At 41.3% G+C, this 24,454-nt stretch carries 28 protein-coding genes; 3 read left to right on the top strand and 25 right to left on the bottom strand.

Annotation, left to right across the window (positions count from 1 at the left end):
• Nucleotides 1-23: 23 nt before the first annotated feature.
• The 14 genes from ACESOD_RS04875 to ACESOD_RS04810 all read right to left on the bottom strand — a co-directional run bounded on the left by ACESOD_RS04875 (nt 24) and on the right by ACESOD_RS04810 (nt 11,238).
• Nucleotides 24-791: an acetyl-CoA carboxylase carboxyl transferase subunit alpha gene (locus tag ACESOD_RS04875; RefSeq protein ID WP_373094343.1), complete on the bottom strand. Its 768-nt coding sequence runs from the start codon at nt 789-791 to the stop codon at nt 24-26.
• Nucleotides 791-1,654: an acetyl-CoA carboxylase, carboxyltransferase subunit beta gene (gene accD / locus ACESOD_RS04870; protein WP_049503080.1), complete on the bottom strand. Its 864-nt coding sequence runs from the start codon at nt 1,652-1,654 to the stop codon at nt 791-793. The genes ACESOD_RS04875 and accD overlap by 1 nt, the downstream gene beginning before the upstream one ends.
• 34 nt (nt 1,655-1,688) lie before the next feature.
• Nucleotides 1,689-3,056: an acetyl-CoA carboxylase biotin carboxylase subunit gene (accC, locus tag ACESOD_RS04865; protein WP_373094341.1), complete on the bottom strand. Its 1,368-nt coding sequence runs from the start codon at nt 3,054-3,056 to the stop codon at nt 1,689-1,691.
• An 11-nt stretch (nt 3,057-3,067) separates the two neighbouring features.
• Complete coding sequence (fabZ, locus tag ACESOD_RS04860) at nt 3,068-3,490, bottom strand: 3-hydroxyacyl-ACP dehydratase FabZ (RefSeq protein WP_000565515.1); 423 nt, start codon at nt 3,488-3,490, stop codon at nt 3,068-3,070.
• Entirely contained in the window at nt 3,487-3,969 is a 483-nt protein-coding gene (gene accB, locus ACESOD_RS04855) for an acetyl-CoA carboxylase biotin carboxyl carrier protein (RefSeq protein WP_373094339.1), read from the bottom strand. Before accB ends, fabZ begins: the two co-directional genes overlap by 4 nt.
• A gap of 2 nt (nt 3,970-3,971) precedes the next feature.
• Nucleotides 3,972-5,207, bottom strand: a complete 1,236-nt coding sequence (gene fabF / locus ACESOD_RS04850; RefSeq protein ID WP_373094338.1) for a beta-ketoacyl-ACP synthase II — start codon at nt 5,205-5,207, stop codon at nt 3,972-3,974.
• A gap of 22 nt (nt 5,208-5,229) precedes the next feature.
• The gene (gene fabG, locus ACESOD_RS04845; protein ID WP_373094336.1) at nt 5,230-5,964 is read right to left on the bottom strand and encodes a 3-oxoacyl-[acyl-carrier-protein] reductase; all 735 of its coding nucleotides are present in this window, start codon (nt 5,962-5,964) and stop codon (nt 5,230-5,232) included.
• 32 nt (nt 5,965-5,996) lie between these two features.
• On the bottom strand, nt 5,997-6,917 hold the full coding sequence (gene fabD / locus ACESOD_RS04840; protein ID WP_373094334.1) for an ACP S-malonyltransferase: 921 nt from the start codon (nt 6,915-6,917) through the stop codon (nt 5,997-5,999).
• Complete coding sequence (gene fabK / locus ACESOD_RS04835) at nt 6,910-7,884, bottom strand: enoyl-[acyl-carrier-protein] reductase FabK (RefSeq protein ID WP_373094332.1); 975 nt, start codon at nt 7,882-7,884, stop codon at nt 6,910-6,912. The genes fabD and fabK overlap by 8 nt, the downstream gene beginning before the upstream one ends.
• Nucleotides 7,885-8,000: 116 nt before the next feature.
• Nucleotides 8,001-8,225, bottom strand: a complete 225-nt coding sequence (locus tag ACESOD_RS04830; RefSeq protein WP_000257840.1) for an acyl carrier protein — start codon at nt 8,223-8,225, stop codon at nt 8,001-8,003.
• A 56-nt stretch (nt 8,226-8,281) separates the two neighbouring features.
• Nucleotides 8,282-9,256 carry a beta-ketoacyl-ACP synthase III gene (locus ACESOD_RS04825; RefSeq protein ID WP_373094330.1) on the bottom strand — a complete coding sequence of 325 codons (975 nt, stop codon included), beginning with the start codon at nt 9,254-9,256 and terminating at the stop codon, nt 8,282-8,284.
• Complete coding sequence (fabT, locus tag ACESOD_RS04820) at nt 9,256-9,690, bottom strand: fatty acid biosynthesis transcriptional regulator FabT (protein WP_075228495.1); 435 nt, start codon at nt 9,688-9,690, stop codon at nt 9,256-9,258. The genes ACESOD_RS04825 and fabT overlap by 1 nt, the downstream gene beginning before the upstream one ends.
• 91 nt (nt 9,691-9,781) lie before the next feature.
• On the bottom strand, nt 9,782-10,567 hold the full coding sequence (locus tag ACESOD_RS04815; protein ID WP_126419707.1) for an enoyl-CoA hydratase: 786 nt from the start codon (nt 10,565-10,567) through the stop codon (nt 9,782-9,784).
• Nucleotides 10,568-10,677: 110 nt separating this feature from the next.
• A complete protein-coding gene (locus tag ACESOD_RS04810) occupies nt 10,678-11,238 on the bottom strand; it encodes a hypothetical protein (protein WP_373094327.1) in 561 nt (186 codons plus the stop codon).
• A 159-nt stretch (nt 11,239-11,397) separates the two neighbouring features.
• Here ACESOD_RS04810 and ACESOD_RS04805 point away from each other — a divergent pair, with 159 nt between their 5' ends.
• The 3 genes from ACESOD_RS04805 to serS all read left to right on the top strand — a co-directional run bounded on the left by ACESOD_RS04805 (nt 11,398) and on the right by serS (nt 14,624).
• Nucleotides 11,398-12,762: an aspartate kinase gene (locus ACESOD_RS04805; RefSeq protein ID WP_373094325.1), complete on the top strand. Its 1,365-nt coding sequence runs from the start codon at nt 11,398-11,400 to the stop codon at nt 12,760-12,762.
• 2 nt (nt 12,763-12,764) lie between these two features.
• Nucleotides 12,765-13,136: a DUF956 family protein gene (locus tag ACESOD_RS04800; protein ID WP_373094324.1), complete on the top strand. Its 372-nt coding sequence runs from the start codon at nt 12,765-12,767 to the stop codon at nt 13,134-13,136.
• A 213-nt stretch (nt 13,137-13,349) separates the two neighbouring features.
• Nucleotides 13,350-14,624, top strand: a complete 1,275-nt coding sequence (gene serS, locus ACESOD_RS04795; protein WP_373094322.1) for a serine--tRNA ligase — start codon at nt 13,350-13,352, stop codon at nt 14,622-14,624.
• Between the two features lie 98 nt (nt 14,625-14,722).
• On the opposite strand, the gene groL is transcribed toward serS, so the two are convergent.
• The 11 genes from groL to ACESOD_RS04740 all read right to left on the bottom strand — a co-directional run bounded on the left by groL (nt 14,723) and on the right by ACESOD_RS04740 (nt 24,282).
• Entirely contained in the window at nt 14,723-16,342 is a 1,620-nt protein-coding gene (gene groL, locus ACESOD_RS04790; RefSeq protein ID WP_373094321.1) for a chaperonin GroEL, read from the bottom strand.
• Between the two features lie 15 nt (nt 16,343-16,357).
• Complete coding sequence (groES, locus tag ACESOD_RS04785) at nt 16,358-16,642, bottom strand: co-chaperone GroES (protein WP_049530110.1); 285 nt, start codon at nt 16,640-16,642, stop codon at nt 16,358-16,360.
• Nucleotides 16,643-16,777: 135 nt separating this feature from the next.
• Nucleotides 16,778-17,071 carry a hypothetical protein gene (locus ACESOD_RS04780; protein ID WP_049530111.1) on the bottom strand — a complete coding sequence of 98 codons (294 nt, stop codon included), beginning with the start codon at nt 17,069-17,071 and terminating at the stop codon, nt 16,778-16,780.
• Nucleotides 17,072-17,173: 102 nt separating this feature from the next.
• Nucleotides 17,174-18,028, bottom strand: coding sequence for a PTS system mannose/fructose/sorbose family transporter subunit IID (locus ACESOD_RS04775; RefSeq protein WP_049530112.1), 855 nt, complete (start codon nt 18,026-18,028; stop codon nt 17,174-17,176).
• The gene (locus tag ACESOD_RS04770) at nt 18,012-18,854 is read right to left on the bottom strand and encodes a PTS mannose/fructose/sorbose/N-acetylgalactosamine transporter subunit IIC (RefSeq protein ID WP_006151610.1); all 843 of its coding nucleotides are present in this window, start codon (nt 18,852-18,854) and stop codon (nt 18,012-18,014) included. Before ACESOD_RS04770 ends, ACESOD_RS04775 begins: the two co-directional genes overlap by 17 nt.
• A 56-nt stretch (nt 18,855-18,910) precedes the next feature.
• Nucleotides 18,911-19,405, bottom strand: a complete 495-nt coding sequence (locus ACESOD_RS04765; RefSeq protein WP_000261775.1) for a PTS system mannose/fructose/N-acetylgalactosamine-transporter subunit IIB — start codon at nt 19,403-19,405, stop codon at nt 18,911-18,913.
• A gap of 14 nt (nt 19,406-19,419) precedes the next feature.
• On the bottom strand, nt 19,420-19,857 hold the full coding sequence (locus ACESOD_RS04760) for a PTS sugar transporter subunit IIA (protein WP_373094318.1): 438 nt from the start codon (nt 19,855-19,857) through the stop codon (nt 19,420-19,422).
• Nucleotides 19,858-19,997: 140 nt separating this feature from the next.
• On the bottom strand, nt 19,998-21,296 hold the full coding sequence (locus ACESOD_RS04755) for an ABC transporter substrate-binding protein (RefSeq protein WP_223140600.1): 1,299 nt from the start codon (nt 21,294-21,296) through the stop codon (nt 19,998-20,000).
• Complete coding sequence (locus ACESOD_RS04750; RefSeq protein WP_006147185.1) at nt 21,293-21,976, bottom strand: response regulator transcription factor; 684 nt, start codon at nt 21,974-21,976, stop codon at nt 21,293-21,295. Before ACESOD_RS04750 ends, ACESOD_RS04755 begins: the two co-directional genes overlap by 4 nt.
• A gap of 6 nt (nt 21,977-21,982) precedes the next feature.
• Nucleotides 21,983-23,299: a sensor histidine kinase gene (locus ACESOD_RS04745; protein ID WP_049527044.1), complete on the bottom strand. Its 1,317-nt coding sequence runs from the start codon at nt 23,297-23,299 to the stop codon at nt 21,983-21,985.
• Nucleotides 23,299-24,282 carry a substrate-binding domain-containing protein gene (locus ACESOD_RS04740; RefSeq protein WP_000164670.1) on the bottom strand — a complete coding sequence of 328 codons (984 nt, stop codon included), beginning with the start codon at nt 24,280-24,282 and terminating at the stop codon, nt 23,299-23,301. Before ACESOD_RS04740 ends, ACESOD_RS04745 begins: the two co-directional genes overlap by 1 nt.
• Nucleotides 24,283-24,454: the final 172 nt, after the last annotated feature.

The following is a 24,454-nucleotide window of genomic DNA, read 5'->3' as shown; positions in this document are numbered from 1 at the left end:
CTTTTTTAGTTCTAGCTGTCTTTTTAATATTTTCTAAAGCGTTGATAACGTTCTTCCAAAAGTTTCTCCAACGATAATTGTTTTAATTGTTCAATTTCTGTTTGAAGTTCATTTTTCACACGAGCTAGCAACTCTTTGGCAGAGAGACCTCTCTCTGAAATAACCTTATCTACGACTTCCATCTCCAAAAGTTCATGTGAAGTGATTTTCATCAACTCAGCTGCTTCCATGGCACGCGTGCCATCTTTCCAAAGAATAGAAGCAAATCCTTCAGGACTGAGAACTGCATAGATCGAGTTTTCTAACATCCAAACACGGTCAGCTACTGCAAGAGCTAAAGCCCCTCCTGATCCACCTTCACCGATAATAATGGCGATAATGGGCACCTTAAGATCGCTCATCTCCATGAGGTTACGAGCAATAGCTTCACCTTGACCACGCTCCTCTGCTCCGACACCAGGATAGGCACCAGCCGTGTTGATAAAGGTTACAACAGGACGACCAAACTTTTCTGCTTGCTTCATCAAACGAAGGGCTTTTCGGTAACCTTCAGGATGAGGTTGACCAAAGTTACGGTTAAGATTATCTTGTAAACTTTTACCTTTTTGGATTCCAACAACAGTCACTGCTTGGTCTCCCAACCAACCGATACCACCAATAATAGCACCATCATCACGGAAGGAGCGGTCCCCATGCAGTTCAATAAAATCATCAAAAATTCCTGTTGCGAAGTCCAAGGCTGTTAGGCGAGTTTGTTCACGAGCTTCTCTAACGATTTTCGCAATATTCATCAACTCTCCCTCCTATGTAGTCTTACCAATCGAGCAATCGTATCTGGCAATTCTCGCCGTTTAATAATTGCATCTACAAAACCATGTTCCAGTAAAAACTCTGCTTTCTGGAAGTCTTCTGGTAGGTCTTCTCTTACTGTATTTTCAATCACACGGCGTCCAGCAAAACCTACCAAACTTTGGGGTTCTGCCAAGATGATATCCCCTTCCATAGCGAAGGAAGCTGTTACTCCTCCAGTCGTCGGGTCTGTAAGGATTGTCAGATAAAAGAGACCTGCATTGGAATGACGTTTGACTGCTGCAGAGATTTTGGCCATCTGCATCAAGCTCATGATTCCTTCCTGCATGCGTGCTCCGCCAGAAGCTGTAAACAATACGACAGGTAATTTTTCAGCGGTCGCATATTCGAACAAGCGAGTGATTTTCTCACCAACAACTGTCCCCATTGACGCCATAATAAAGTTAGAATCCATGATGCCAAGGGCAACCTTCTCTCCCTTAATCAAAGCTGTTCCTGTTACAACAGCCTCATCAAGACCTGTCTTTTCACGCATCAAAGTCAATTTTTTACGATAGCCTGGAAAATTCAAAGGATCCTGAGTCTCAATCCCTTTAAACATTTCCAAAAACGTACCCATATCAATGGTTAAAGCTAAACGCTCTTGAGCTGAAATACGGAAGGTATAGCCACAGTGAGGGCATATACGCTCACTCCCCAAGTCCTTTTGGTAAATCGTATATTTGCAACCTGGACATTGGGAGAAGAGCTCATCTGGAACCTCTGGCTTGATCTGAGGTTGATTTACAGTCGAACGATTGGGATTGATTCGAATATATTTATCTTTTTTACTAAATAGAGCCATACATCCCCCTTTTCGGTCTCATAGTCTTTTTACATTATTCTTTTTCTTGATAGTGTGGTAAGAAGGTCTCCATCAAGAAGGAAGTATCGTAATCTCCAGCAATTACTCGACGATCTGAAATCAAATCGAGTTGGAAATCAGCATTGGTGACAACCCCTTCAATTTCGAGTTCATAAAGAGCTCGTTGCATTTTCATGAGAGCATCAAAACGATTTTCGCCATGAACGATAATCTTAGCAATCATACTATCATAGTATGGCGGAATGGTATAACCTGGATAAACTGCAGAGTCAACACGCAATCCGACACCACCGCTTGGTAGATAAAGATTGGTAATCTTACCTGGACTCGGTGCAAAATTAAAGGCTGGGTTTTCTGCGTTGATACGGCACTCAATAGCATGTCCTTTTAGAACAATGTCTTCTTGTTTCAGAGTCAAAGGTTGACCTGACGCAATACGGATTTGTTCCTTGACAATATCCACACCAGAAACAAATTCGGTTACTGGATGTTCTACTTGGACACGAGTATTCATCTCCATAAAGTAGAATTTCCCACTTGCTTCATCTAGTAGGAATTCAATCGTACCAGCATTTTCGTAGCCTACAGACTCCGCTGCACGAACAGCTGCAGCACCAATTTCATTACGAAGTGTTTTCCCAATAGCAATCGAAGGACTTTCTTCTAAAACCTTTTGGTTATTCCGCTGAAGCGAACAGTCACGCTCACCTAGGTGAATCACATGTCCCATCTGGTCAGCAAGAATCTGTACCTCAATGTGGCGAGCAGGATAAATCACGCGCTCGAGGTACATAGCCCCGTTACCAAAGTTTGCTTTAGCTTCACTAGAGGCTGTTTCAAAGGCTGATACAAGGTCTTCTGCCTTTTCAACCTTACGAATCCCTTTACCACCACCTCCAGCTGAAGCTTTCAGCATAACTGGATAACCAATTTTTTCGGCAACAGCCAGAGCCTCTTCTGCAGTATGAACTTCACCATCTGATCCTGGAATGACGGGCACATTAGCCTTAATCATTTGAGCACGGGCGTTAATTTTATCCCCCATGATATCCATGACACGAGCTGATGGCCCGATAAATTTGATACCAACTTCTTCACACATGGTGGCAAATTTGGAATTTTCACTTAAAAAACCAAATCCAGGGTGAATGGCTTCAGCTTCAGTCAAGACCGCAGCTGAAAGGATAGCATTGATGTTCAGATAAGATTCTGTAGCCTTTCCAGGGCCGATACAGATAGCCTCATCAGCCAAAAGCGTGTGGAGAGCTTCCTTGTCAGCAGTTGAATAAACAGCAACTGTGGCAATTCCTAATTCTCGTGCCGCACGAATAATACGAACAGCAATTTCACCACGATTGGCAATTAAAATCTTACGAAACATGGAAAACCTCCCTAGTTTCCAATAGCAAAGGTCAGAGTCCCGCTTGCTGCAAGCTTACCATCTACTTCTGCCTTCGCTTCTACTACGGCGATTGTGCCACGACGTTTGACAAACGTTGCTGTCATGACAAGCTGATCACCAGGAACAACTTGCTTCTTAAATTTGACTTTGTCCATGCCAGCATAGAAGACAAGCTTCCCTTTGTTTTCAGGTTTTGATAATTCCAAAACACCTGCCGTTTGTGCCAAAGCTTCCATAATGAGGACTCCTGGCATAACTGGGTATTGAGGAAAATGACCGTTGAAGAAAGGTTCGTTAATCGTTACATTTTTAATAGCAACGATTGTATCTTCGCTGACTTCCAAAACACGATCCACTAAGAGCATGGGATAGCGGTGAGGCAAAGCTTCTTTAATTCCTTGAATATCAATCATTTGATACGTACCAAGCCTTTCCCGAACTCAACCATTTCTTCATTAGCAACAAGAACTTCTGTTACGACACCGTCTTTAGGTGCTGGAATTTCGTTCATGACCTTCATGGCTTCGATGATGACCAAGGTTTGTCCTTTTTTAACAGTATCACCGACTGAAACAAAATTAGGTTTGTCTGGTCCCGCAGCCAAGTAAGCAACTCCGACAAGTGGGCTCTCTACAAGGTCCCCCTCAGCTACAGATTCACTAGCACTTGATTCTGAAACTGCTTCTACAGCTGGTGTTGAAGTTAGAGCTTGAGGTGCTACTGTAGGTGCAGGTGCTGAAACAACTGGTTGAGGTGCTGGACTTGTTTCTGCAACAAGTTTTGCTTCATTCTTGCTGAAGAGTAACTCATCCGTTCCATTTTTATAAGAAAATTCTCTCAAGCTTGACTGGTCAAATTGTGCCATCAAGTCTTTGATTTCATTTAAATTCATCTTTACTTATTCCCCCAACGTTTGAAAGCAAGAACTGCATTATGCCCACCAAACCCAAAAGTGTTTGAGATAGCATAAGGAATTTCACGTTCCACGCCTTGTCCATAAATAACATTTGCTTCAATATAGTCTGACAATTCAGTAGTTCCGGCTGTCATTGGAACATAGTTGTTACGTATGGCTTCAATTGTTGCAATGGCTTCAACTGCACCAGCTGCACCGAGCAAGTGTCCAGTAAATGACTTGGTTGAAGATACAGGTACTTCCTTACCAAGAACTGCTACGATAGCACCACTCTCCCCTTTTTCATTAGCAGGAGTTGATGTACCATGAGCATTGACATAGGCTACTTGGTCTGGTGTAATCTCAGCTTCGTCCAAGGCAAGTTTGATAGCTTTAATAGCCCCTTGACCTTCTGGATGTGGTGAAGTCATGTGGTAGGCGTCACAAGTGTTACCGTAACCAACAACTTCAGCTAGAATAGTTGCACCGCGTTTTTCAGCATGCTCTAAACTTTCAAGAACCAACATCCCTGATCCTTCACCCATGACAAATCCATTACGATCCTTATCAAATGGAATAGAAGCACGAGTTGAGTCCTCTGTTGTTGAAAGAGCTGTTAAGGCTTGGAAACCAGCAATGGCAAATGGAGTAATAGAAGATTCTGAACCACCAACTAGCATGATGTCTTGGAAACCAAATTTGATAGAACGGAAGGCATCTCCGATAGCATCATTTGATGAAGCACAAGCTGTATTGATAGATTTACAAATCCCATTTGCCCCAAAGCGCATAGCAACATTCCCTGCAGCCATATTTGGCAAGGCTTTTGGAAGTGTCAATGGTTTTACACGTTTTGGTCCCTTATCATGTAGTCGAAGCACTTGGTCTTCGATTTCTTTGATACCTCCGATACCTGATGCCACAATGACACCAAAGCGGTCTTTATCAAGTGCTTCAAGGTCAAGATTTGCATTGTTCACTGCTTCTTGAGCTGCATACAAGGCATACAAAGAATAGTCATCAAAACGGTTGGTATCTTTTTTTACAAAATATTTGTCAAAAGGAAAATCCTGAATTTCTGCCGCATTATGAACATCAAAAGCACTGTGATCAAACTTGGTGATTTCACCGATTCCAATCTTTCCATTTTTTAGACTGTTCCAAAATTCCTCTGGTGTGTTCCCAATTGGAGATGTTAATCCATAACCTGTTACTACTACTCGATTTAGTTTCATTTTTATACCTCTATTTTAACTCTTATTGCATGGTTAGTCCACCATCAATTGCAAGGACTTGTCCCGTTAGATAATCTTGGCTTGCAAGAAAGACTGTCACCTCTGCGACTTGCTCAGCTTGGCCAAATTGTTTCATCGGAATTTGTGCCAACATGGCTTCTTTCACCTTATCAGATAGAACTGCAGTCATATCTGATTCAATCATTCCTGGAGCAATGGCATTGACACGCACATTGCGATTGGCAACCTCACGTGCTACCGATTTGGTAAATCCAATCAAACCGGCCTTGGAAGCAGCGTAGTTTGCTTGACCGATATTTCCCATCAAACCAACGACACTAGACATATTGATGATAGCACCTTCGCGAGCTTTTATCATCGGTTTTAAGACTGATTGTGTCATATTGAAGGCACCTGTCAAATTGACTTTTAAAACCTTCTCAAAATCTTCTTCTGTCATCTTAAGCATGAGAGTGTCTTGAGTAATCCCAGCATTATTAACGAGGACATCAACTGAACCCAGCTCTTCAATGGCTTGGTCCACCATGCGCTTTGCGTCCGCAAAATCAGAAACGTCACCAGAAATAGCAAGGACCTTCACTCCATATGGTTTAAATTCGGCTAGAAGCTCCTCGGAGATTTCACCACGACTATTCAAGACAACATTGGCTCCCAAGCTGGCAAATTTATGAGCAATGGCAAGACCAATTCCTCGACTTGAGCCTGTAATAAAGACATTTTTCTGTTCTAGTTTCATTTTTCTCCTTTCAGAACTTCTACCAGTTTGGTCTAATTTTCTAAGAGTGCTAGTAAACTTGCTTGATCTTCCACATGAGCAAGTTGAGCTGTTTTATCAATCTTTTTGACGAATCCTGACAAAACTTTACCAGGTCCAATCTCGATAAAACGAGTGACACCCGCTTCTTGCATGACTGCAATACTTTCATAAAAACGAACGGGTTCCTTAACTTGACGAGTCAGGAGTTCAGCAATTCGTTCTTTTTCCACGACCTTTGCTTCTGTATTGCCAACAAGTGGACAAGCAAAGTCACTAAACTCAACATCTTCTAGGGCTTGAGATAATTTTTGACTAGCAGGTTCCAATAAAGCTGTATGGAAAGGACCAGAAACATTTAGAGGAATCAAGCGTTTTGCTCCTGTCTCTTGCAAAAGTTCAACTGCACGATCTACCGCCACTACCTCACCACCAATAACAATTTGACTCGGCGTATTGTAGTTAGCTGGAGTTACAACACCAAGTTTAGAGGCTTCTTGACAAGCTTTTTCAATTACTTCAACCGGTGTATTAAGCACAGCTACCATTTTCCCTGATCCTGCTGGTGCCGCTTCTTCCATATAAGCTCCACGTTTAGCAACTAGAGCCACTGCAGCTTCAAAATCCAAGGCACCACTAGCTACCAGGGCAGAATATTCTCCAAGAGATAAACCTGCCACCATATCAGGCTGATAACCTTTCTCCTTTAGTAGTCGGTAAATAGCAACGGACGTAGCTAAAATAGCTGGTTGCGTGTAACGAGTCTGATTTAGCTTTGTTTCATCATTATCAATCAAGTCACGAAGGTCATACCCCAAGACTTGGCTAGCTTGGTCGATTGTTTCCTTGACGATAGCATATTGGTCGTATAGCTCACGTCCCATTCCTAGGTACTGGGCTCCTTGACCTGCAAATAGAAAGGCTATTTTAGTCATTTCTTGTAACTCCTGCCCAACGAGCAGCTTCTGCTTGAATCTTTTCAGCTGCACCGTAGTAAATATCTTTTAAGATTTCTTCAACAGTTTCTTCTTTCGAAACCAGACCTGCAATCTGACCAGCCATAACAGATCCACCATCCACATCTCCGTGAACAACAGCCTTAGCTAAGGCTCCTGCGCCCATTTGTTCAAAGATTTCTAAATCTGGATTTTCTTGTTTAAAGGCATCTTTTTCAGCTTGTTCGAAATCACGAGTCAATTTGTTTTTAATGGCACGAACTGCGTGTCCAAAATGTTGTGCTGAGATCGTTGTGTCAATATCACGAGCTTTTAAAATTTTAGCTTTATAGTTTGGATGAGCATTTGATTCTTTAGCAACTACAAAACGAGTTCCTACTTGCACAGCTTCTGCACCAAGCATAAATCCAGCTGCAGCTCCCTCACCGTCTGCAATACCACCAGCAGCGATAACAGGAATTGAAACAGCAGCTGCAACTTGACGAACCAAGGTCATGGTCGTTAATTTACCGATGTGTCCACCAGCTTCCATACCTTCAGCAATAACAGCATCCGCACCAATTTTTTCCATACGTTTAGCCAAAGCCACGCTAGGTACTACAGGAATAACGGTGATTCCTGCTTCATGGAATCGTTCCATATATTTACTTGGATTTCCTGCACCAGTTGTAACTACCTTAACTCCTTCTTCAATCACAAGGTCCACAATATCATCAGCAAATGGAGACAGAAGCATAATGTTGACACCAAAAGGGTTGTCTGTTAATGATTTAATCTTATCAATATTAGCCTTAACCACTTCTTTAGGAGCATTTCCTCCACCAATGATACCGAGACCACCTGCTTTTGAAACAGCTCCAGCAAGGTCACCATCTGCAACCCAAGCCATTCCACCTTGGAAGATCGGATATTTAATATTCAATAATTCTGTAATACGTGTTTTCATAGTGCCTCCGTATGTCTTGCTTACGTAATAGTTCGACTACATTATAATTTGACAGTCAAACTATTACCTAAACAAGAGGGAGCGGGTTCCCCCTACTCCTTCTTCTTTTATTTTAATTATTTTGTTTGCTCTTCAACGTAAGCAACCAAGTCGCCAACTGTTTTCAAGTTGTCTTCAGCTTCGATTTGGATATCAAAAGCGTCTTCGATTTCTGAGATCACTTGGAACAAGTCCAATGAATCTGCATCCAAATCATCAAAAGTAGATTCAAGTGTTACTTCTGATGCATCTTTTCCGAGTTCTTCAACGATAATTTCTTGTACTTTTTCAAATACTGCCATGATAGACTCCTTTAAAATAAATAGTTTTTATAACAATGTGTTCACCACATGATTACCTAAATTGTAACAATAAGCGTGCCCCATGTCAAACCTCCACCGAAGCCTGACAAGAGAATATTTTGGCTACCATCCAAACGAATGAGCCCTTCCTCTACACACTCTGAAAGTAGGATCGGAATACTTGCCGCACTGGTATTTCCATACTTGGTCATATTGGCAGGAAGCTTGTCTCGATCTACACCGATCTTTCTAGCCATCTTATCTAGAATGCGGATATTAGCTTGATGAAGCAAGAGATAATCTAGTTCTTCTGCCGACAGAGGACTCTCTACTATAGTATTTTTTATAGACTTAGCAACATCTCGAATCGCAAAATCAAAAACTGCTCGACCATCCATTCTCAAGAAAGCATCGGGCTTTTCTTGATTTGAAAATGGTGAAGTTAAACCAGTCTGTCCATATGTCAAACACTCACTTCGCGAACCATCGCTATTGAGACTCTCCGCTAGAAAATGTGGCTCTTCGCTTGCTTCTAACAAGATGCCCCCAGCTCCATCTCCAAATAGGACAGCAGTTGAGCGATCTGACCAGTCTAAAGCTTTTGACATGGTTTCACTTCCGATGACCAGACCCTTACGATAAACTCCTGAAGAGATGAACTTCTCTGCAGTTGATAGAGCAAAGATAAATCCACTACAGGCAGCTGTTAAGTCATAGGCAAAAGCCTTGTGAGCACCGATTTTAGCCTGAACACGAGCGGCTGTTGAAGGCATCATCGAGTCAGGTGTCATCGTAGCTAGAATGATAAAATCCAACTCTTCAGCAGAAATTCCTGACTTCTCCAGGAGTCGTTTTGCAACTGCCGTTGCCAAATCTCCTGTTGATTCTGTCTTAGAAATGCGACGTTCCTTAATCCCAGTTCGACTTGAGATCCATTCATCACTCGTATCCATGACCTGAGCCAAGTCTTCGTTAGTGATAATCTGCTCTGGAGCATAATGAGCGACCTGGCTTATTTTTGCAAAAGCCATTACTTCAAATCCTCCAAAAAGTGATAAAGATTAGTCAACCCTTTTCCCATAACTTCAATCTCTTCAGGACTCATGCCCTCGATAATTCTTTCGACCATGGCCTTGTGGAAACGTTTATGGAGACGATGTATGAGTCGACCTTTCTTTGTCAAATGCAGATGTACTACACGACGATCTTGATCTGAACGGATACGTTCGATGTATCCTTTTCTCTCCAAATTGTTTAAACTCGTTGTCACAGTCCCTAGAGTTACCATCAACTCTTTAGAAACTTGACTCGGAGTCACTTCTGGATACTTACCGATAACATCAATCGTGTGCATTTCTTTGATAGAGATGTCCTTGAAACGACTACCTCGCAAACTTACTTCCTCGATTACTAGGACGTTGTTAAAAATTGATGTTAAATAGTCATTGACTTGTTGGTAGTCCATTTCTCTTCCCTCCTTTATCAAAAAAGTTTAACTATCAAAACATTTGACAAAAAAAGTATATCAAACTTCAAAGAATTGTGCAAGTATTTTTTTATTTTCCGATAAATTTTGGACGTCGTCTTTCAGAATGTGCACGAACACCTTCTTTAAAATCTTCCGTATAAGATAGAGATTTTTGCAATTCCAGTTCTAGCTGTGCGTACTCGTGCCACTGCTTAAACTCGCTTTCCCAGACTAACTTCTTAATAGCAGCATAAGAGTTAGAGGAGCCTCTTCTCAACTTCTTCAACAGTTGTTCTCTTGTCTTTTCCAGTTGATCACTAGCACACAGACGATAGACAGCTCCAGCTTCCAGTGCTTTTTCTGCTGTGAAAGCTTCTCCAGTCATAGCTAATTGCGTTGCCCGAGTCGCACCTAGTGATCGTGTAAGCAAGAATAAGCCACCCGCATCAGGAGCTAAGCCCACACCTACAAATGCCTGAATGAATTTAGCTTTGTCAGAAGCAATACAGAAATCAACTGCTAAAGCCATATTGGCTGCAGCTCCAGCAACTGCTCCATCCACTTCCATAATGACTGGTTTAGGAATTTGTTTAATCTTATAGGAAATCGTATTTACCAACTCCGCAATTTGGGTAAGGGAGGCAATATCATCCTCATCGACTGCACGTTTCATTTCTACTAAATCGCCCCCAACAGAGAAGACTTTGCCAGCAGCATTAATGAGAATAAACGAAACCGAAGCATCTTTTTCAGCCAATTCCAATGCTTCTAGAATTTCTTGACACATAGGAATATGAAAACCATTGGCCACCTCAGGACGATTTAAAGTTAGTATCGCTAAATCGTCTTGAACTTGATAGAGAATATGATTCATAGGCACTCCTTTTAATTTACAACGAAGAATAAATTATTTTATTTTCAAATTATATCTTTTTCCGGCTTTTTAAACAAGAGAAAAATCGACCGAAAGTGTCTCGGCCGATTTTAAAATCTTAGTTTGGTCTCTAAAAATACAGGAAAACCAGTACTTGTATCATCCATGAAATCATAAATCACTTCAAGCATTCGTCCTCCTTCTCTCTGATAAAGCTGTTCTTTGTTGGAGCCTTTATAGTAGAATTCTCCTGAAATCATGTAAAAAACACGATTTGGATCTTCAAGGTAGGCAAAAAGATTTCCTGTAAAAGGAGCTTCCTTATCCCCGTCCTTGGTGACCAGACTTGCAGCTAAGAGTTTCGTGATTCCTCTAAATTGTCCACTCTCATCTGTTCGACAGTAAAACTTGACTCTAGCTTCATAGTTAGGATTGACGATAATCTTTTCAGAGAGAATTCGATAGGTCCTTGCCTTACTATCTGACAAGCTGATAGATAAGATAATTTTAGCTCTCTCAACTGAAATCTGACCTTCCTGAGCATATTCCATTGCTAATTCTTCTCCGGTCAAACGACCACTGGGAAGAGGTTGAAAACTTGCTCCGATATTTGTAGGAATCATCACGAAGGTAAGGACTAGTAAGATTAAACAAACTACTCTTTTAATCATCTTCCCCCAACTCCTTTCATTAGAAGAGTCTTTCCTCCTACACCTTTATTATAAGCTTTCCTGATGAGACTTTCAAACAATTATATAGGTAATTTTCCAGATTGAAAAAAGCCCCTCTTTCTGCTATAATCGTATAAAATACTTACTTTAGGAGTTCTTATGAAGGTTGTTAAATTTGGTGGAAGCTCGCTTGCCTCTGCTAGTCAGTTAGAAAAAGTTTTAAATATTGTCAAAAGTGATCCAGAACGTCGTTTTGTGGTTGTATCTGCCCCTGGTAAACGAAATTCTGAAGATACCAAGGTGACAGATGCCTTGATTAAATACTACCGCGACTATGTAGCTGGAAATGATATTAGCAAAAGCCAAAACTGGATTATTGATCGCTATGCTGCTATGGTTAGCGAATTAGGTCTCAAACCAGCCGTTTTAGACAAAATTTCAAAAAGCATTCGCTCTCTAGCTACTCTTCCAATTGAAGATAATAAGTTTCTCTATGATACCTTCCTAGCAGCTGGAGAAAATAACAATGCTAAGTTGATTGCAGCCTACTTTAACCAAAATGGCTTGGAGGCGCGTTATGTTCATCCTAGAGAAGCTGGTATCGTTGTTACGAGCGAACCTGGAAATGCACGTATCATCCCATCAAGTTACGATAAAATCGAGGAATTGACAAATTCAACTGAAGTTCTTGTTATCCCTGGTTTCTTCGGTGTTACTAAAGAAGATCAAATTTGCACCTTCTCACGTGGGGGTTCAGATATCACTGGTTCTATCATTGCTGCTGGTGTCAAGGCTGACCTATATGAAAACTTTACTGATGTAGATGGAATATTTGCAGCTCACCCTGGTATTATCCATAAGCCACACTCTATCCCTGAATTGACCTACCGTGAAATGCGTGAATTGGCCTATGCAGGATTCTCTGTACTCCATGACGAAGCTCTCTTGCCAGCCTACCGTGGGAAAATTCCTCTTGTCATTAAAAATACCAACAATCCAGACCACCCAGGTACTCGCATTGTGCTACAACATAGCAGCGACAAATTCCCAGTTGTTGGGATCGCTGGTGATTCTGGCTTTGTCAGCATTAATATGTCTAAATATCTGATGAACCGCGAAATCGGTTTTGGTCGTAAAGTTCTTCAGATCCTTGAGGACCTTAATATTGGTTGGGAACATATGCCAACTGGTATCGATGACCTGTCTATCATCTTACGTTCACGAGAATTAACTCCGATCAAGGAAGAAGAAATCCTTCGTCAATTAGTCCAAAAAGCAGAGGTAGACCACGCTGAAATCGAACACGACCTCTCTATCATTATGATTGTTGGGGAAAAAATGAAGCGTCATATCGGGGTAACTGCTACAGCCACTCGTGCCTTATCTGAAAACAACATCAACATCCAAATGATGTCACAAGGTTCTAGCGAAGTTTCTATCATGTTTGTTGTCCACAAAGACCAAGAAAAAGCCGCTCTTAAAGCTCTCTACCAAGCATTTTTCGGTGAAAATAAGGAAGACTAAACATGGCACAATCCCTCAATAAGGTCGTCGACTTGCAAACAACTGGAACCTCCTATCTCTCCATTACAGGAAAGGTTGGAAAATTTCTAGTCGGAGATCATGCCTTAGAATTTTACGCAGATCGTAATGTCGAGGACTATATTCAAATCCCTTGGTCCAGCATTAATCAAATCGGAGCCAATGTTTCAGGCCGCAAGGTTAGTCGTCATTTTGAAGTCTTTACAGATCAAGGAAAATTTCTCTTCGCCTCAAAAGACTCTGGAAAAATTCTTAAAATAGCTCGTAAAAAATTGGGAAATGACAAGGTAGTCAAACTTCCTACCTTAGTCCAAATCATTGGTCGAAAAATTAAAAATCTATTTGCAAAAAAATAGAAAGTTTAGTATAATCATAGAAACGGATAAGTAGGTTACTTCCTTCTTTCAGAAAGTCTGCGGGTGCTGCGAGCAGATAGAAGATTTAATTGAAATTCTACCGTTGTTTTAAATCAAATACAGAATCAAGTGCACACCTGTGAAGTTGGATGGAACCGTGGCCCTGCCACTCCAACGCTTTGTCGGGTGTGCTTTTTTCATAAAGGAGTTTATATGTTAGATATCAAACGTATTCGTACAGACTTTGATGCTGTCGCAGAAAAACTAGCTACACGTGGTGTAGATGCTGCTATCTTGAACGAGATGAAAGAAATCGATGCCAAACGACGTGACATCTTAGTCAAGGTTGAAACCCTTAAGGCTGAGCGTAACACAGTTTCTGCTGAAATTGCACAAGCTAAGCGCAACAAGGAAAATGCAGACGACAAGATTGCAGCTATGCAAACCCTCTCTGCCGAGGTAAAAGCTCTTGATGCTGAGTTGGCGGAGATTGATGCTAAATTGACAGAATTTACCACTACTCTTCCAAACATCCCAGCTGACAGTGTTCCTATTGGAGCAGACGAAGACGATAACGTAGAAATTCGCCGTTGGGGAACTCCTCGTGAGTTTGACTTTGAACCAAAAGCCCACTGGGATCTTGGTGAAGACCTCGGTATCCTTGACTGGGAACGCGGTGGAAAGGTAACTGGAGCGCGCTTCCTATTCTACAAAGGACTTGGGGCTCGTTTGGAACGTGCTATCTACAACTTTATGTTGGATGAGCATGGAAAGGAAGGTTATACTGAAGTCATCACACCTTACATGGTTAACCATGACTCAATGTTTGGTACAGGACAATATCCAAAATTCAAAGAAGATACGTTTGAATTGAAAGATACGAACTACGTCCTCATTCCTACCGCTGAAGTTCCTCTGACAAACTACTATCGTGATGAAATCCTTGACGGAAAAGACTTGCCAATCTACTTTACTGCTATGAGCCCATCATTCCGTTCTGAAGCTGGTTCAGCTGGTCGTGATACTCGTGGTTTGATTCGTTTGCACCAATTCCACAAGGTTGAAATGGTGAAATTTGCCAAACCTGAAGAGTCATACGAAGAACTAGAAAAGATGACAGCCAACGCTGAAAACATCCTTCAAAAACTCAACCTTCCATATCGCGTAGTTGCTCTTTCTACAGGAGACATGGGCTTCTCAGCTGCTAAGACTTATGACTTGGAAGTATGGATCCCTGCACAAAATACCTACCGTGAAATCTCAAGCTGTTCAAATACAGAAGATTTCCAAGCTCGTCGTGCCCAAATCCGTTACCGTGATGAAGCCGATGGTAAGGTTAAACTTCTTCATACTTTGAATGGTTCTGGACTTGCTGTTGGACGTACAGTCGCTGCTATCCTTGAAAACTATCAAAACGAAGATGGTTCTGTGACCATTCCAGAAGTTCTTCGTCCATACATGGGTGGAGCTGAAGTTATCAAACCATAATTAAATAGATGTAAAAAGAGGAGGCTGAGCTTCCTCTTTTTGAGTAATTCAAAAGAAACAGGTAGAAATCTTTCATTCTACCTGTTTTTATTTATTTCTTAGTAGCCACCCATCATTGATGGATCCATAGCTGGCGCTGGTGCAGCGGGTTCTGGTTTGTTAGCTACGACTGCTTCTGTTGTTAGAATCAAGCTTGCTACTGAAGCTGCGTTCTGAAGGGCCGAACGGCTAACCTTAACAGGATCGATAATCCCTGCTTCAATCATGTTGACCCATTCACCTGTTGCAGCGTTGAAGCCTGTACCAGCTTCTGCATTCTTCAAACGATCAATTACGATTGAACCTTCATAACCTGCATTGTAGGCGATTTGACGTACAGGTTCTTCCAAGGCACGAAGAACAATGTTACGTCCTGTTGCTTCATCACCTTCTAACTCCAAGGCAGCAACAGCAGAGATAACATTAACAAGGGCAGTACCACCACCTGCAACGATTCCTTCTTCAACAGCTGCGCGAGTCGCATTGAGGGCGTCTTCGATGCGGAGTTTCATTTCTTTCAATTCTGTCTCTGTTGCAGCACCGACCTTGATAACAGCAACTCCACCTGACAATTTAGCCAAGCGTTCTTGGAGTTTTTCACGGTCAAATTCTGAAGTTGTTGTTTCGATTTGTGACTTGATGACAGCAATACGGTTAGCAATTGCTTCAGGATTACCTGCACCTTCTACAATGACTGTACTATCTTTATCAACAGACACTTTAGCTGCTTGACCAAGCGCTTCGATAGTAGCATCTTTCAATTCAAGACCAAGATCTTCTGTGATAACAGTTCCACCTGTCAAAATTGCGATGTCTTCCAACATTGCTTTACGACGGTCCCCGAAACCAGGTGCCTTAACAGCAACTACGTTGAAAGTTCCACGAATCTTATTCAAAACAAGAGTTGGAAGAGCTTCACCGTCAACGTCATCAGCAATAATCAAGAGTGGACGACTGCTTTGTAGAATGCTTTCTAGCAGTGGCAAGATTTCTTGGATATTTGAAATTTTCTTGTCAGTGATTAAAATGTATGGATTTTCAAGGTCTGCAACCATTTTTTCATTATCTGTCACCATGTACTGTGATAGATACCCACGGTCAAATTGCATTCCTTCTACGACTTCAAGCTCTGTTTCCATACCACGTGATTCTTCAATAGTGATAACACCATCTTTACCAACTTTTTCCATGGCTTCAGAGATGTACTCACCTACTTTTTCAGAACGAGAGGATACAGCAGCAACCTGCGCGATGGCTTCTTTATTAGCAACAGGGATAGCCGTATTCTTCAAAGCTTCTACTGCTGCAGCAACCGCTGCTTCAATCCCACGACGAATACCGATTGGGTTTGCGCCAGCCGTAACGTTTTTGATTCCTTCACGAACAATAGCTTGGGTCAAAACTGTTGCAGTAGTTGTCCCGTCACCAGCAATATCATTGGTTTTAGAAGCCACTTCTGACACCAATTTAGCACCCATATTTTCAAAATGGTCTTCTAGTTCGATTTCTTTAGCGATTGTTACACCATCATTGGTAATCAATGGTGAGCCGAATGATTTTTCAAGAACAACATTACGGCCTTTAGGCCCCAAGGTTACTTTAACTGTATCAGCTAGGATATCAACACCACGTACCATAGCTGAACGAGCATCTGATGAAAATTTAATGTCTTTTGCCATACTTACTTCCTCCTCTTATTCTTCCACGATTGCTAAGATGTTAGCTTCACCAACGATGACATATTTTTCGTCACCATCTTTGACCTCGATACCTGCATGAGCTTCAACCAAAACCTGATCTCCAACTTTTACACTTGGGGCAACCAAATCACCGTTCAAGGTGCGAACACCTTGTCCAGTAGCCACTACTGTAGCTGTTTTCGTTTCTTCTTGGGCTGATTTTGCGAGGACAAAGCCTCCGACTGTTTGTTCTTTCTCTTCAATTTTCAAGACCACACGATCCCCTAATGGTTTCAACATCTGTTTTCCTCCATAACATAATCATATTGTTAGCACTCTTTACGAACGAGTGCTAAACCATAGTTCTATTTTATCACTTAGTCAGAAATAGTCAAGAAAAAAACACCTCAAAATGAATGAGATGTTCCTTAAAGATCACTTTAGAATTATTAATTTTCGATTAAAATCATCGACGACTTTTTGGAGATTGATCCGTCCTCGATAGATACCATATCCAAAAACCACCATTCCCAATATTCCAACCAAGGCAAGTATAATTCCGAAAATTAAGATTGGGAGGAAGCTTTTATGAAAGAGAAAAATTAAGACCATACCTATACTGGCAATGATAAAGAGTAAGCTAAACCAACGGCCAAGATTTTCAATCATATGACGTTGATACTTAATTTCTGTTTCATATCCATTAACAAGTTCTTGTTTTGTAACCATGAGGATCCTCCTGACAAAAATTGAGAATGAAGGGTAAGAGAAGGAGGTTAGTCTACTTCATTCTCAAAATTTTCTACTAGTAAATATGTGCTTTTCTTGAGCTTAGTAATTAAGATGTGGGTCAAAGATACCTAGAGCAACACCAACCAAAGCGACAACAACTAGAAGCAACATTACTTTGTTTGGTGAAACTTTTTTCTTAGACATTAACCACCAGCAAATAGTGATGAAAGCTGCTGTCAAGAGACCTGGATAAACACCATCAATCTTTTCTTGGATATTTAAGAAGACTTTTCCTTCAGAATTCTCGAATTGAAGAGCTGTTGTAACAGAGACCCAAGTTGCTGCTACCGCACCGATAACCATACCGCCGACAACACTGATTGCTTTACGAAGTGCTTGTCCTTTTGGTCCTACTAGGAATTCAACGGCTTTATCCCCTAATTGATACCCTTTAAAGAAGGCAAAGCGCATACCAAAGTATACTAAGAGGTTCCATACGATGATGTAGAAGATAGCACCAGCGATGTTACCACCTTTAGAGAGACCCAGGGCAATCCCCAAAAGAACTGGAATCAAGGTCCCAACGACCAAAGAGTCACCGATACCAGCGATTGGCCCCATCAAACCGGCACGCATACCATTGATAGTTTCACCATCCACTGCATCTCCGTTTGCACGCGCTTCTTCCAAACCAGCCGTAATCCCTACAACGAGAGAGCCAAGTTGTGGTTCAGTATTGAAGAAGGCAGTATAGGTTTGCATAGCATCTTTTTGTTCTTCTTTTGTATCATACATTTCTTCTACGATTGGAAGCATAGAAGTCAAGTACCCAAAGGTTTGCATGTGTTCTTGAGAGAAACAAGTCAAATGACCATAATACCAATGATGAAATGCTTTTGCTAATGTTTTCTTTGAAATTTTCTTTCTATCAGCCATTTTAAATATCCTCCTCATCATCGTCTACGTAAACAACCCCAGCTGGAGCAGCTTTCATAGATTTGATTACTTCAAGTTCATAGTAGATTACTGCAAAGATCAATGAAACAACCGCACTAGCTACCAAGTTCAAGCCGAGAGATTTAGCCAAGGTAAATCCAACAAAGAATGGAATGAAGTCAGTTGCTTTTGTAACAATTTGTTTCAACAAGATAGCAATACCGACACATGGGAGAAGAGCTCCGACTGTAAAGAGAGCTTTCATCCAGAAACCATCCATAGGAAGGTAAAGTTTCATCAAATCAACCATGTTTTCACCATATTTGGTGATAATCATAGTTGGAAGGAAAGAGAAGAGGAAGTGAGAGATCCAAGGATAAACCCAGTCAACTGCGTAGAGTTTTTTGAAGTTTCCTTCTTCAACGGCTTTCCAACCAATGTGTTGCCAAAGCAAGTTCATTGTAGCTGTACCGTAGAAAAGAACAGTACCGATTGTCCCAACGGCTGCACCGATTGGGGCTGCAGCTGCGGCAATTCCAGCTTCGTCTGTGATGTGATTTGCATGCACAAACAAGATAGCAAGAGGAACACCGATATAAGAGATGGCACGAACATCGGCAGATACAGTTCCACCAGGTGTTACCAAGGCGATATAAACGACTTGAAGGGCAACCCCGACCATAATACCAGTTGTCACATCTCCAAGAATTAAACCTGAAATCAACCCACCGATCAAGGGACGACCGAGTGTATAGTTCCCGATACTGGAACCTCCCATACCTGGCATTGAAGACAAGCTGGCGAAAACAGCAAGCAAGATTGCTTGAATCCATGAAATTGTCATAACAAACGCTCCTTTTGTTTGTAAATTTATTTACCTAACTAATAAAACTGTTAGGTTTAAAAACCAAATTTAGATTTGAAATCGTCCCAATAACCAATTGAGACATCCGGCAACAATTGGAATTTAACCTTGTAACCTGCTGCCTGAATTGCCTGAAAGGCTTCTGCTTCTTCTTGGGTGATGGATTGGTTATTGCCCAATTTCACTGCACCAGGTCTATCATTTGCAGGGCCAACGATGATTTCTTTAACATCTCCTGGGACAAAACCTTGATCCACCAAAATTTCCTTCATATCGATTGGGTTTTTGGTAATCAAGAAGTACCGACTGTCAGATTCCGTTACTTTTGCTGACTTTTCTTTAAAGGCTTCTTTTGTCCATACAAAGGTTTTCTTGTCTGATGCGCCTTTGTAAGCTTGGATCAAAACCTTGTTTGATGCTGCTGCATCGTTTACAGCAATCAAACCATCACATGGTTTTTCTTTTGCCCAGCGTGTGACTGTTTGACCGTGAATCATGCGGTCATCAATCCGTACAAATGTTACTACCATAAGGTACCTCCCTATTAAATATCGTCATCATCTTCTTCAGCACTAGTGGCTGAAACTTCAAAAGGTTGTAGTGCAAATTTTGCTTCTGATAAGATAGTTGCTGACAAATCGTCTCCATCCAACACATCCTTCATCACAACTGCTGTCAAGGCCATGGTGAGGTTCATCCCACCAAGGATCAAAGCTCCATCTAGCTTTCCAGCTTCTTCTAGGACAGTGGCTGCCGTGGTTAATGGACTACCACCTACAATGTCTGCCAAGACCAGCACAGAATCATCTGCTGTCAATTCTGAGATGCTCTCTCTAAAATCAACTGCAAAGTCATCGACCGATTTTCCTTCTTTAAGTCCAACTGCGATGACCTGATTCATCTTGTCACCAGCAAACATAGCTAGCGATGTTTTTAGTCCTTCTGCCAATCCACCATGACTGACTAAAATGAGGTATTTCATTTTACTACGCCTCCTTTATTTGACTCTATTGTAGAATATTTGGAAGCGCTTTTATATTGTCAAATGTCACATGATAAACATGACATTTAGCAACAAAAAAATGACATCTGTCACTTGACACAATGTCATCTTATTTTTCTTTAAACTCCTACCTGAAGACTACTTTCAATTTCCCTCTGAATTTGAGGCAAGCGGTTCTCGACATCTTGATCGCGCAAAGCATTGCCAATCAAGTAGTCTAGCTTTTCCAACATTTCTTTAGAGACATTCTTGGGACTACTTTCAACAGCTTGTTCCATGATACGGTTCAAGGTCTGATTGGTCAAGGAATCCGTGCCAAAATCATCTACCTGTAGAAGATCTTTACTAGATTGACTTTGGACCACCTGTGGCATAACGGAAATCCCTTGAGATTGAGCAAAGAGGAGTTGTTGAATTTCTGGATCTTCTGTCAACAATTGCATCAATTCCCAAGCTAACTTGGAATGAGGAGTCCGAGCAGACATGGCAAAAGAAGTCGTCGTAACCAAAGTCGCCTTGGTAGTTTTTGACTTAGCAGGCATAGGGATACAGGTCCAGGTGAAGTTTGAATATTTTGAAACATGGTAAGGATAAGGTTTATAGGTTCTATATTGAGCCAAAGTCATGGGATAAAAAGCGACTTTCCCCTGGTCAAAATCTTTGGAACTTACCTTATAGTTCTTATTCAGCTCTTCCAATTTTTGTAAAAAAGTCAAAGACTCTTTGACTTCTGGAGCCGTAAGTTTGAGCATCCCTCCTTGAAAGAGACTACCCCCATTTGCTGCCAAAGCTTCTTTCCAGGTATATTCTGTACTCCCAAACTGATCCAATTGACCATCTCCATTGGTATCTTTGGTTAGTTTTTTACAAATTGTATGGAACTCTTCCAAGCTCCAACCTTCCTTGGGAACCTCAATGCCTTCTTTGTCCAGCAAATCTTTATTGACACACATCAAAATAGGATTACTTTCATAAGGTAATGCATAGGATTGCCCCTGATAGACACCTGATTCAAATGCAACAGGATAAAAAGCAGCTTGGTCTTCTTGATTCATATAGCCATTTAACTTTTCTAGAACGCCACGCGCCGCCAATAAGGACAGATCTTGCTCAGAGACCATAAACACATCCGGCGTCTTTCCTGAAACAATCTTTTCTGAGAGCCAGTCTGAATAATCCGACTGTGGAATCCCATTTTCATATTCCACACGGACATTAGGATGGGACTTTTCAAATTTTTGAATCGCAAGATCCAAAGCATGGGAGCGTTGACTGGTCGGTACATCCCAACTAGATCCTGCATAAACTCCTATATGGAGCACGATCGGTTGTTGTTTCCACCAATAAAAACCAGTACTCACAGAGACCACAAAAAGGAGAACGATTCCCCAACAAAGATGCTTTCGGTTTAATTTCATTCCGTATTTCCTTTTGAAAAATCGCGTCTAGTCACTCCTGTTTGAACTGACCAAATTGCTAATTGCGTTCGATCTCTTAGGTTTAATTTCGCCAAAATCGTTGATAAGTAATTGCGCACAGTTCCTTCTGATAAGAAGAGTTTTGCAGCAATTTCTTTGTTTGACTCGCCATAGCCGACTTCTTGAATAATTCGCCATTCTGTCGTGCTCAAATCCTTGACATTGTCCTCATCCACAGCAATAGAGAAATTCGATTTGGCCATTTGAGAGAAGATCTGAAAGACCTTGCTTGCGATATTGGGATTGATCATAGCTCCACCCTGATGCACCACCTTAATAGCCTCATAGAGCTCTTCTGTCGAGGCTCCCTTTAAGAGATATCCTGAAGCACCATACTTGAGTGCACTATAGATAAATTCATCATCGTCAAAAGTTGTTAAAATAATAATTTTGATATCCGGATAGTGTTCTTTTACTTCTTTTGTAGCCAAAACCCCATCCATGCCTGGCATCCGAATATCCATCAGGATCAGATCCGGATGCGTCTGTGGAATGCTGGACAAGACATGATTCCCATCTTCCACTGTAGCTACCACTTCGATGTCGGAGTGAGCCGACAAAATAATTTTCAAAGATTCTCGAATCAAGGCTTGGTCATCTGCCACCATTACTTTTATCACCATATCTTATCTCCCCTCTTTATATTTTGGTAAACTGACACGTGTGAAAAATCCATCGCGACTTTCAAATTGAAGCTGGCCTCCTAGAATTGAAATACGCTCCATCATCTGTTTGAGTCCATAACCATAAGTTAAGGTTTCAAACCCAACTCCATTATCTTGCAGAGCGATCAAATAATTCTCTTTATCCTCAAAAAAATGGAGTTTTAGTTGGCTGGCGTGACCGTGGCGAACCGCATTGGTCATAGACTCTTGAATCACACGAAAGATCGTATCTTCAATCATGACATCCATATCGACATCTACCCATTCGTAGTTTAGATCAACTTGTAAGTTGGAAAGAATTTGATACTCGCGGATGGTCTTTTCTAAAGCATCTTTGAGAGTTCGTCCCTCAAGGGCTCCCGGACGAAGACGATTAAGAGAACCTCTCACATCTTGGATTCCTTCACGGACCACTTCTGATACGTTTTTCACCTGCTCTTTTGCTCGATTTGGATCGATATCGATCAAGACCCCAACAGCATCTAAACCTGCTGAGATGCCTGTTAGTGCGTGCCCCAGAGTATCATGAATCTCACGAGCAATCCGCTTACGCTCCCGATCCTCTGCAATCTTCTCAGACAAGGCCATATAATTGTTCAACTCCGTATTAACCTTGGACACCATAGCCAATTCTTCCTCTACTTCGTGGTTTTCCGCAAGGACGTTCATAATATAAAACAAAAGTGAAATAATGAAGAGTACCATATTCGAGGCATAAAGGGAATTCTTTAAGAAAAAGGCCAGAATGCGGATAGATTCAGGATAAAAATGAATATAGACATCTAAGGACGGAATCGGGAAGAAAAGCGAAAAGACATCTGAATTTGTCACAAGGAGCATCAAGAAGCTCACTAGGATAAAGGCAAACCAATACTTCCGATCTCTCTTGGTATTCAACTCTTTGGAACCATAGAAGATATCCGCAAAAACCAAGAGAATGAGCCCGTTATAAGCTACATTTTGAACCCACATCAGAAGCAGCATCAGGAGAATCTCCAGAATATTCCTCTTATCAAAAATAGACCATCGACTCGTTTGAGGCCGATATCGACTCATCGATATCAAAGCAATCCCAGCAAACAAAACTGCAGACAACCAAAAAGTCGTAGATGGAGCAAAGGGAATACGCTCTAGACGCTCTAATAATAGAGAGGCTTGGCGTTGAGCTATGATATAGTTGGTTGCTTGAAGATAGATGATACTGTTTAGCATAACAGCGATAAAATTGACGACCATAAGAATGGCCAAACTGTATCGAACACCTCTAAACTTTCTCATTACTGCCACCCATTCACATCAAACTGATCAATGTTTTCCTTTGTCATCATTTCAACTGGAATGCTCACCTCTTTGGTATAGCTCTTCCCTTCAGCAATATCTTGAATGACCTCCATCACGCGGTCTCCCATTTTCAAAGGAGACTGAGCAACGGTTCCCACAACATCATCCGTCGAGTGCAACAAAGATTTCATATCTGGTGAACCATCGATTCCATAAATCGCAATGGGGTAAGTTATTCCTTGCTCCTTAATTGCAGCCAGAGCTCCTATAGCTGAGCGATCATTTAAGGCAACCAAGGTATCAATTTCAACCCCTGATTGTAAAAAATTCTGGACAGCCGGCATGGCGATTTCCGTTTGCCCCTTGGTTTCCAGTTCCGATACAATCTGATAAGAACTGTGCCCCTCAATAGTGTCTTTAAAGCCCTGAATCCGCGTATCTGCTGAAACAGTCCCCTTATGTTCCAAAAGGAGGACCCGAGCACTAGAAGAACGTTTCATCAACTCTTTAGCAATCAATACTCCCGCTTGGTAGTTATCGGATACAATACTTGCATCTGGCTTAAAATTCTTCAGTTGGGTATCGACCGCAATGATTTTAATTCCTTGTTTTCTAGCTTTTTCAAGAGCAGTTAAAATTGACTGGCTATCCCCCTTGACCGGATTGATCACTATCATATCAACTTTTTGAGCACAAAAATCATCAATCTGTTGGCTCTGTCTTTCTTCGTCCAATTCTGGATCTCGGACATAAACAAGAGCTCCTCTTTCATCGGCAATTCGACTAATTTCCGAATGAATACTTTTATAGAACCCATTGTTCATGGTCATATAGGTGACACCAATTTTAGTCTGATCCTTGATGCCACTTGTTTGACAACGGCCGAAAACCCATAAGAGAACACAGACCACTGGAATCAGCAGTAATAGACGCTTTATCAGCCATTTCAACAATTCTATTTTCTCTTTATTTTTCGTCAAATTTCATTCCTTTTCTGAAAATTTTGAATATATATTACTTTATTCTACTACTTTTTCAAAAAAAGTGCTTGATTTTATTGTACAAGTGCATTTATTTGACCTATTTAAGAATTAATTTCCGAACAATAGCACAAAAACAATAGAAAAAGCTGGTCTATAGGCGAACCAGCTC

It is taken from the genome of Streptococcus oralis, from assembly GCF_964238205.1.
Lineage (GTDB): Bacteria > Bacillota > Bacilli > Lactobacillales > Streptococcaceae > Streptococcus > Streptococcus oralis_CZ.
The sequence above is the reverse complement of the archived record's forward strand: the minus strand, read 5'-3'. Positions and strand labels throughout refer to the sequence as shown.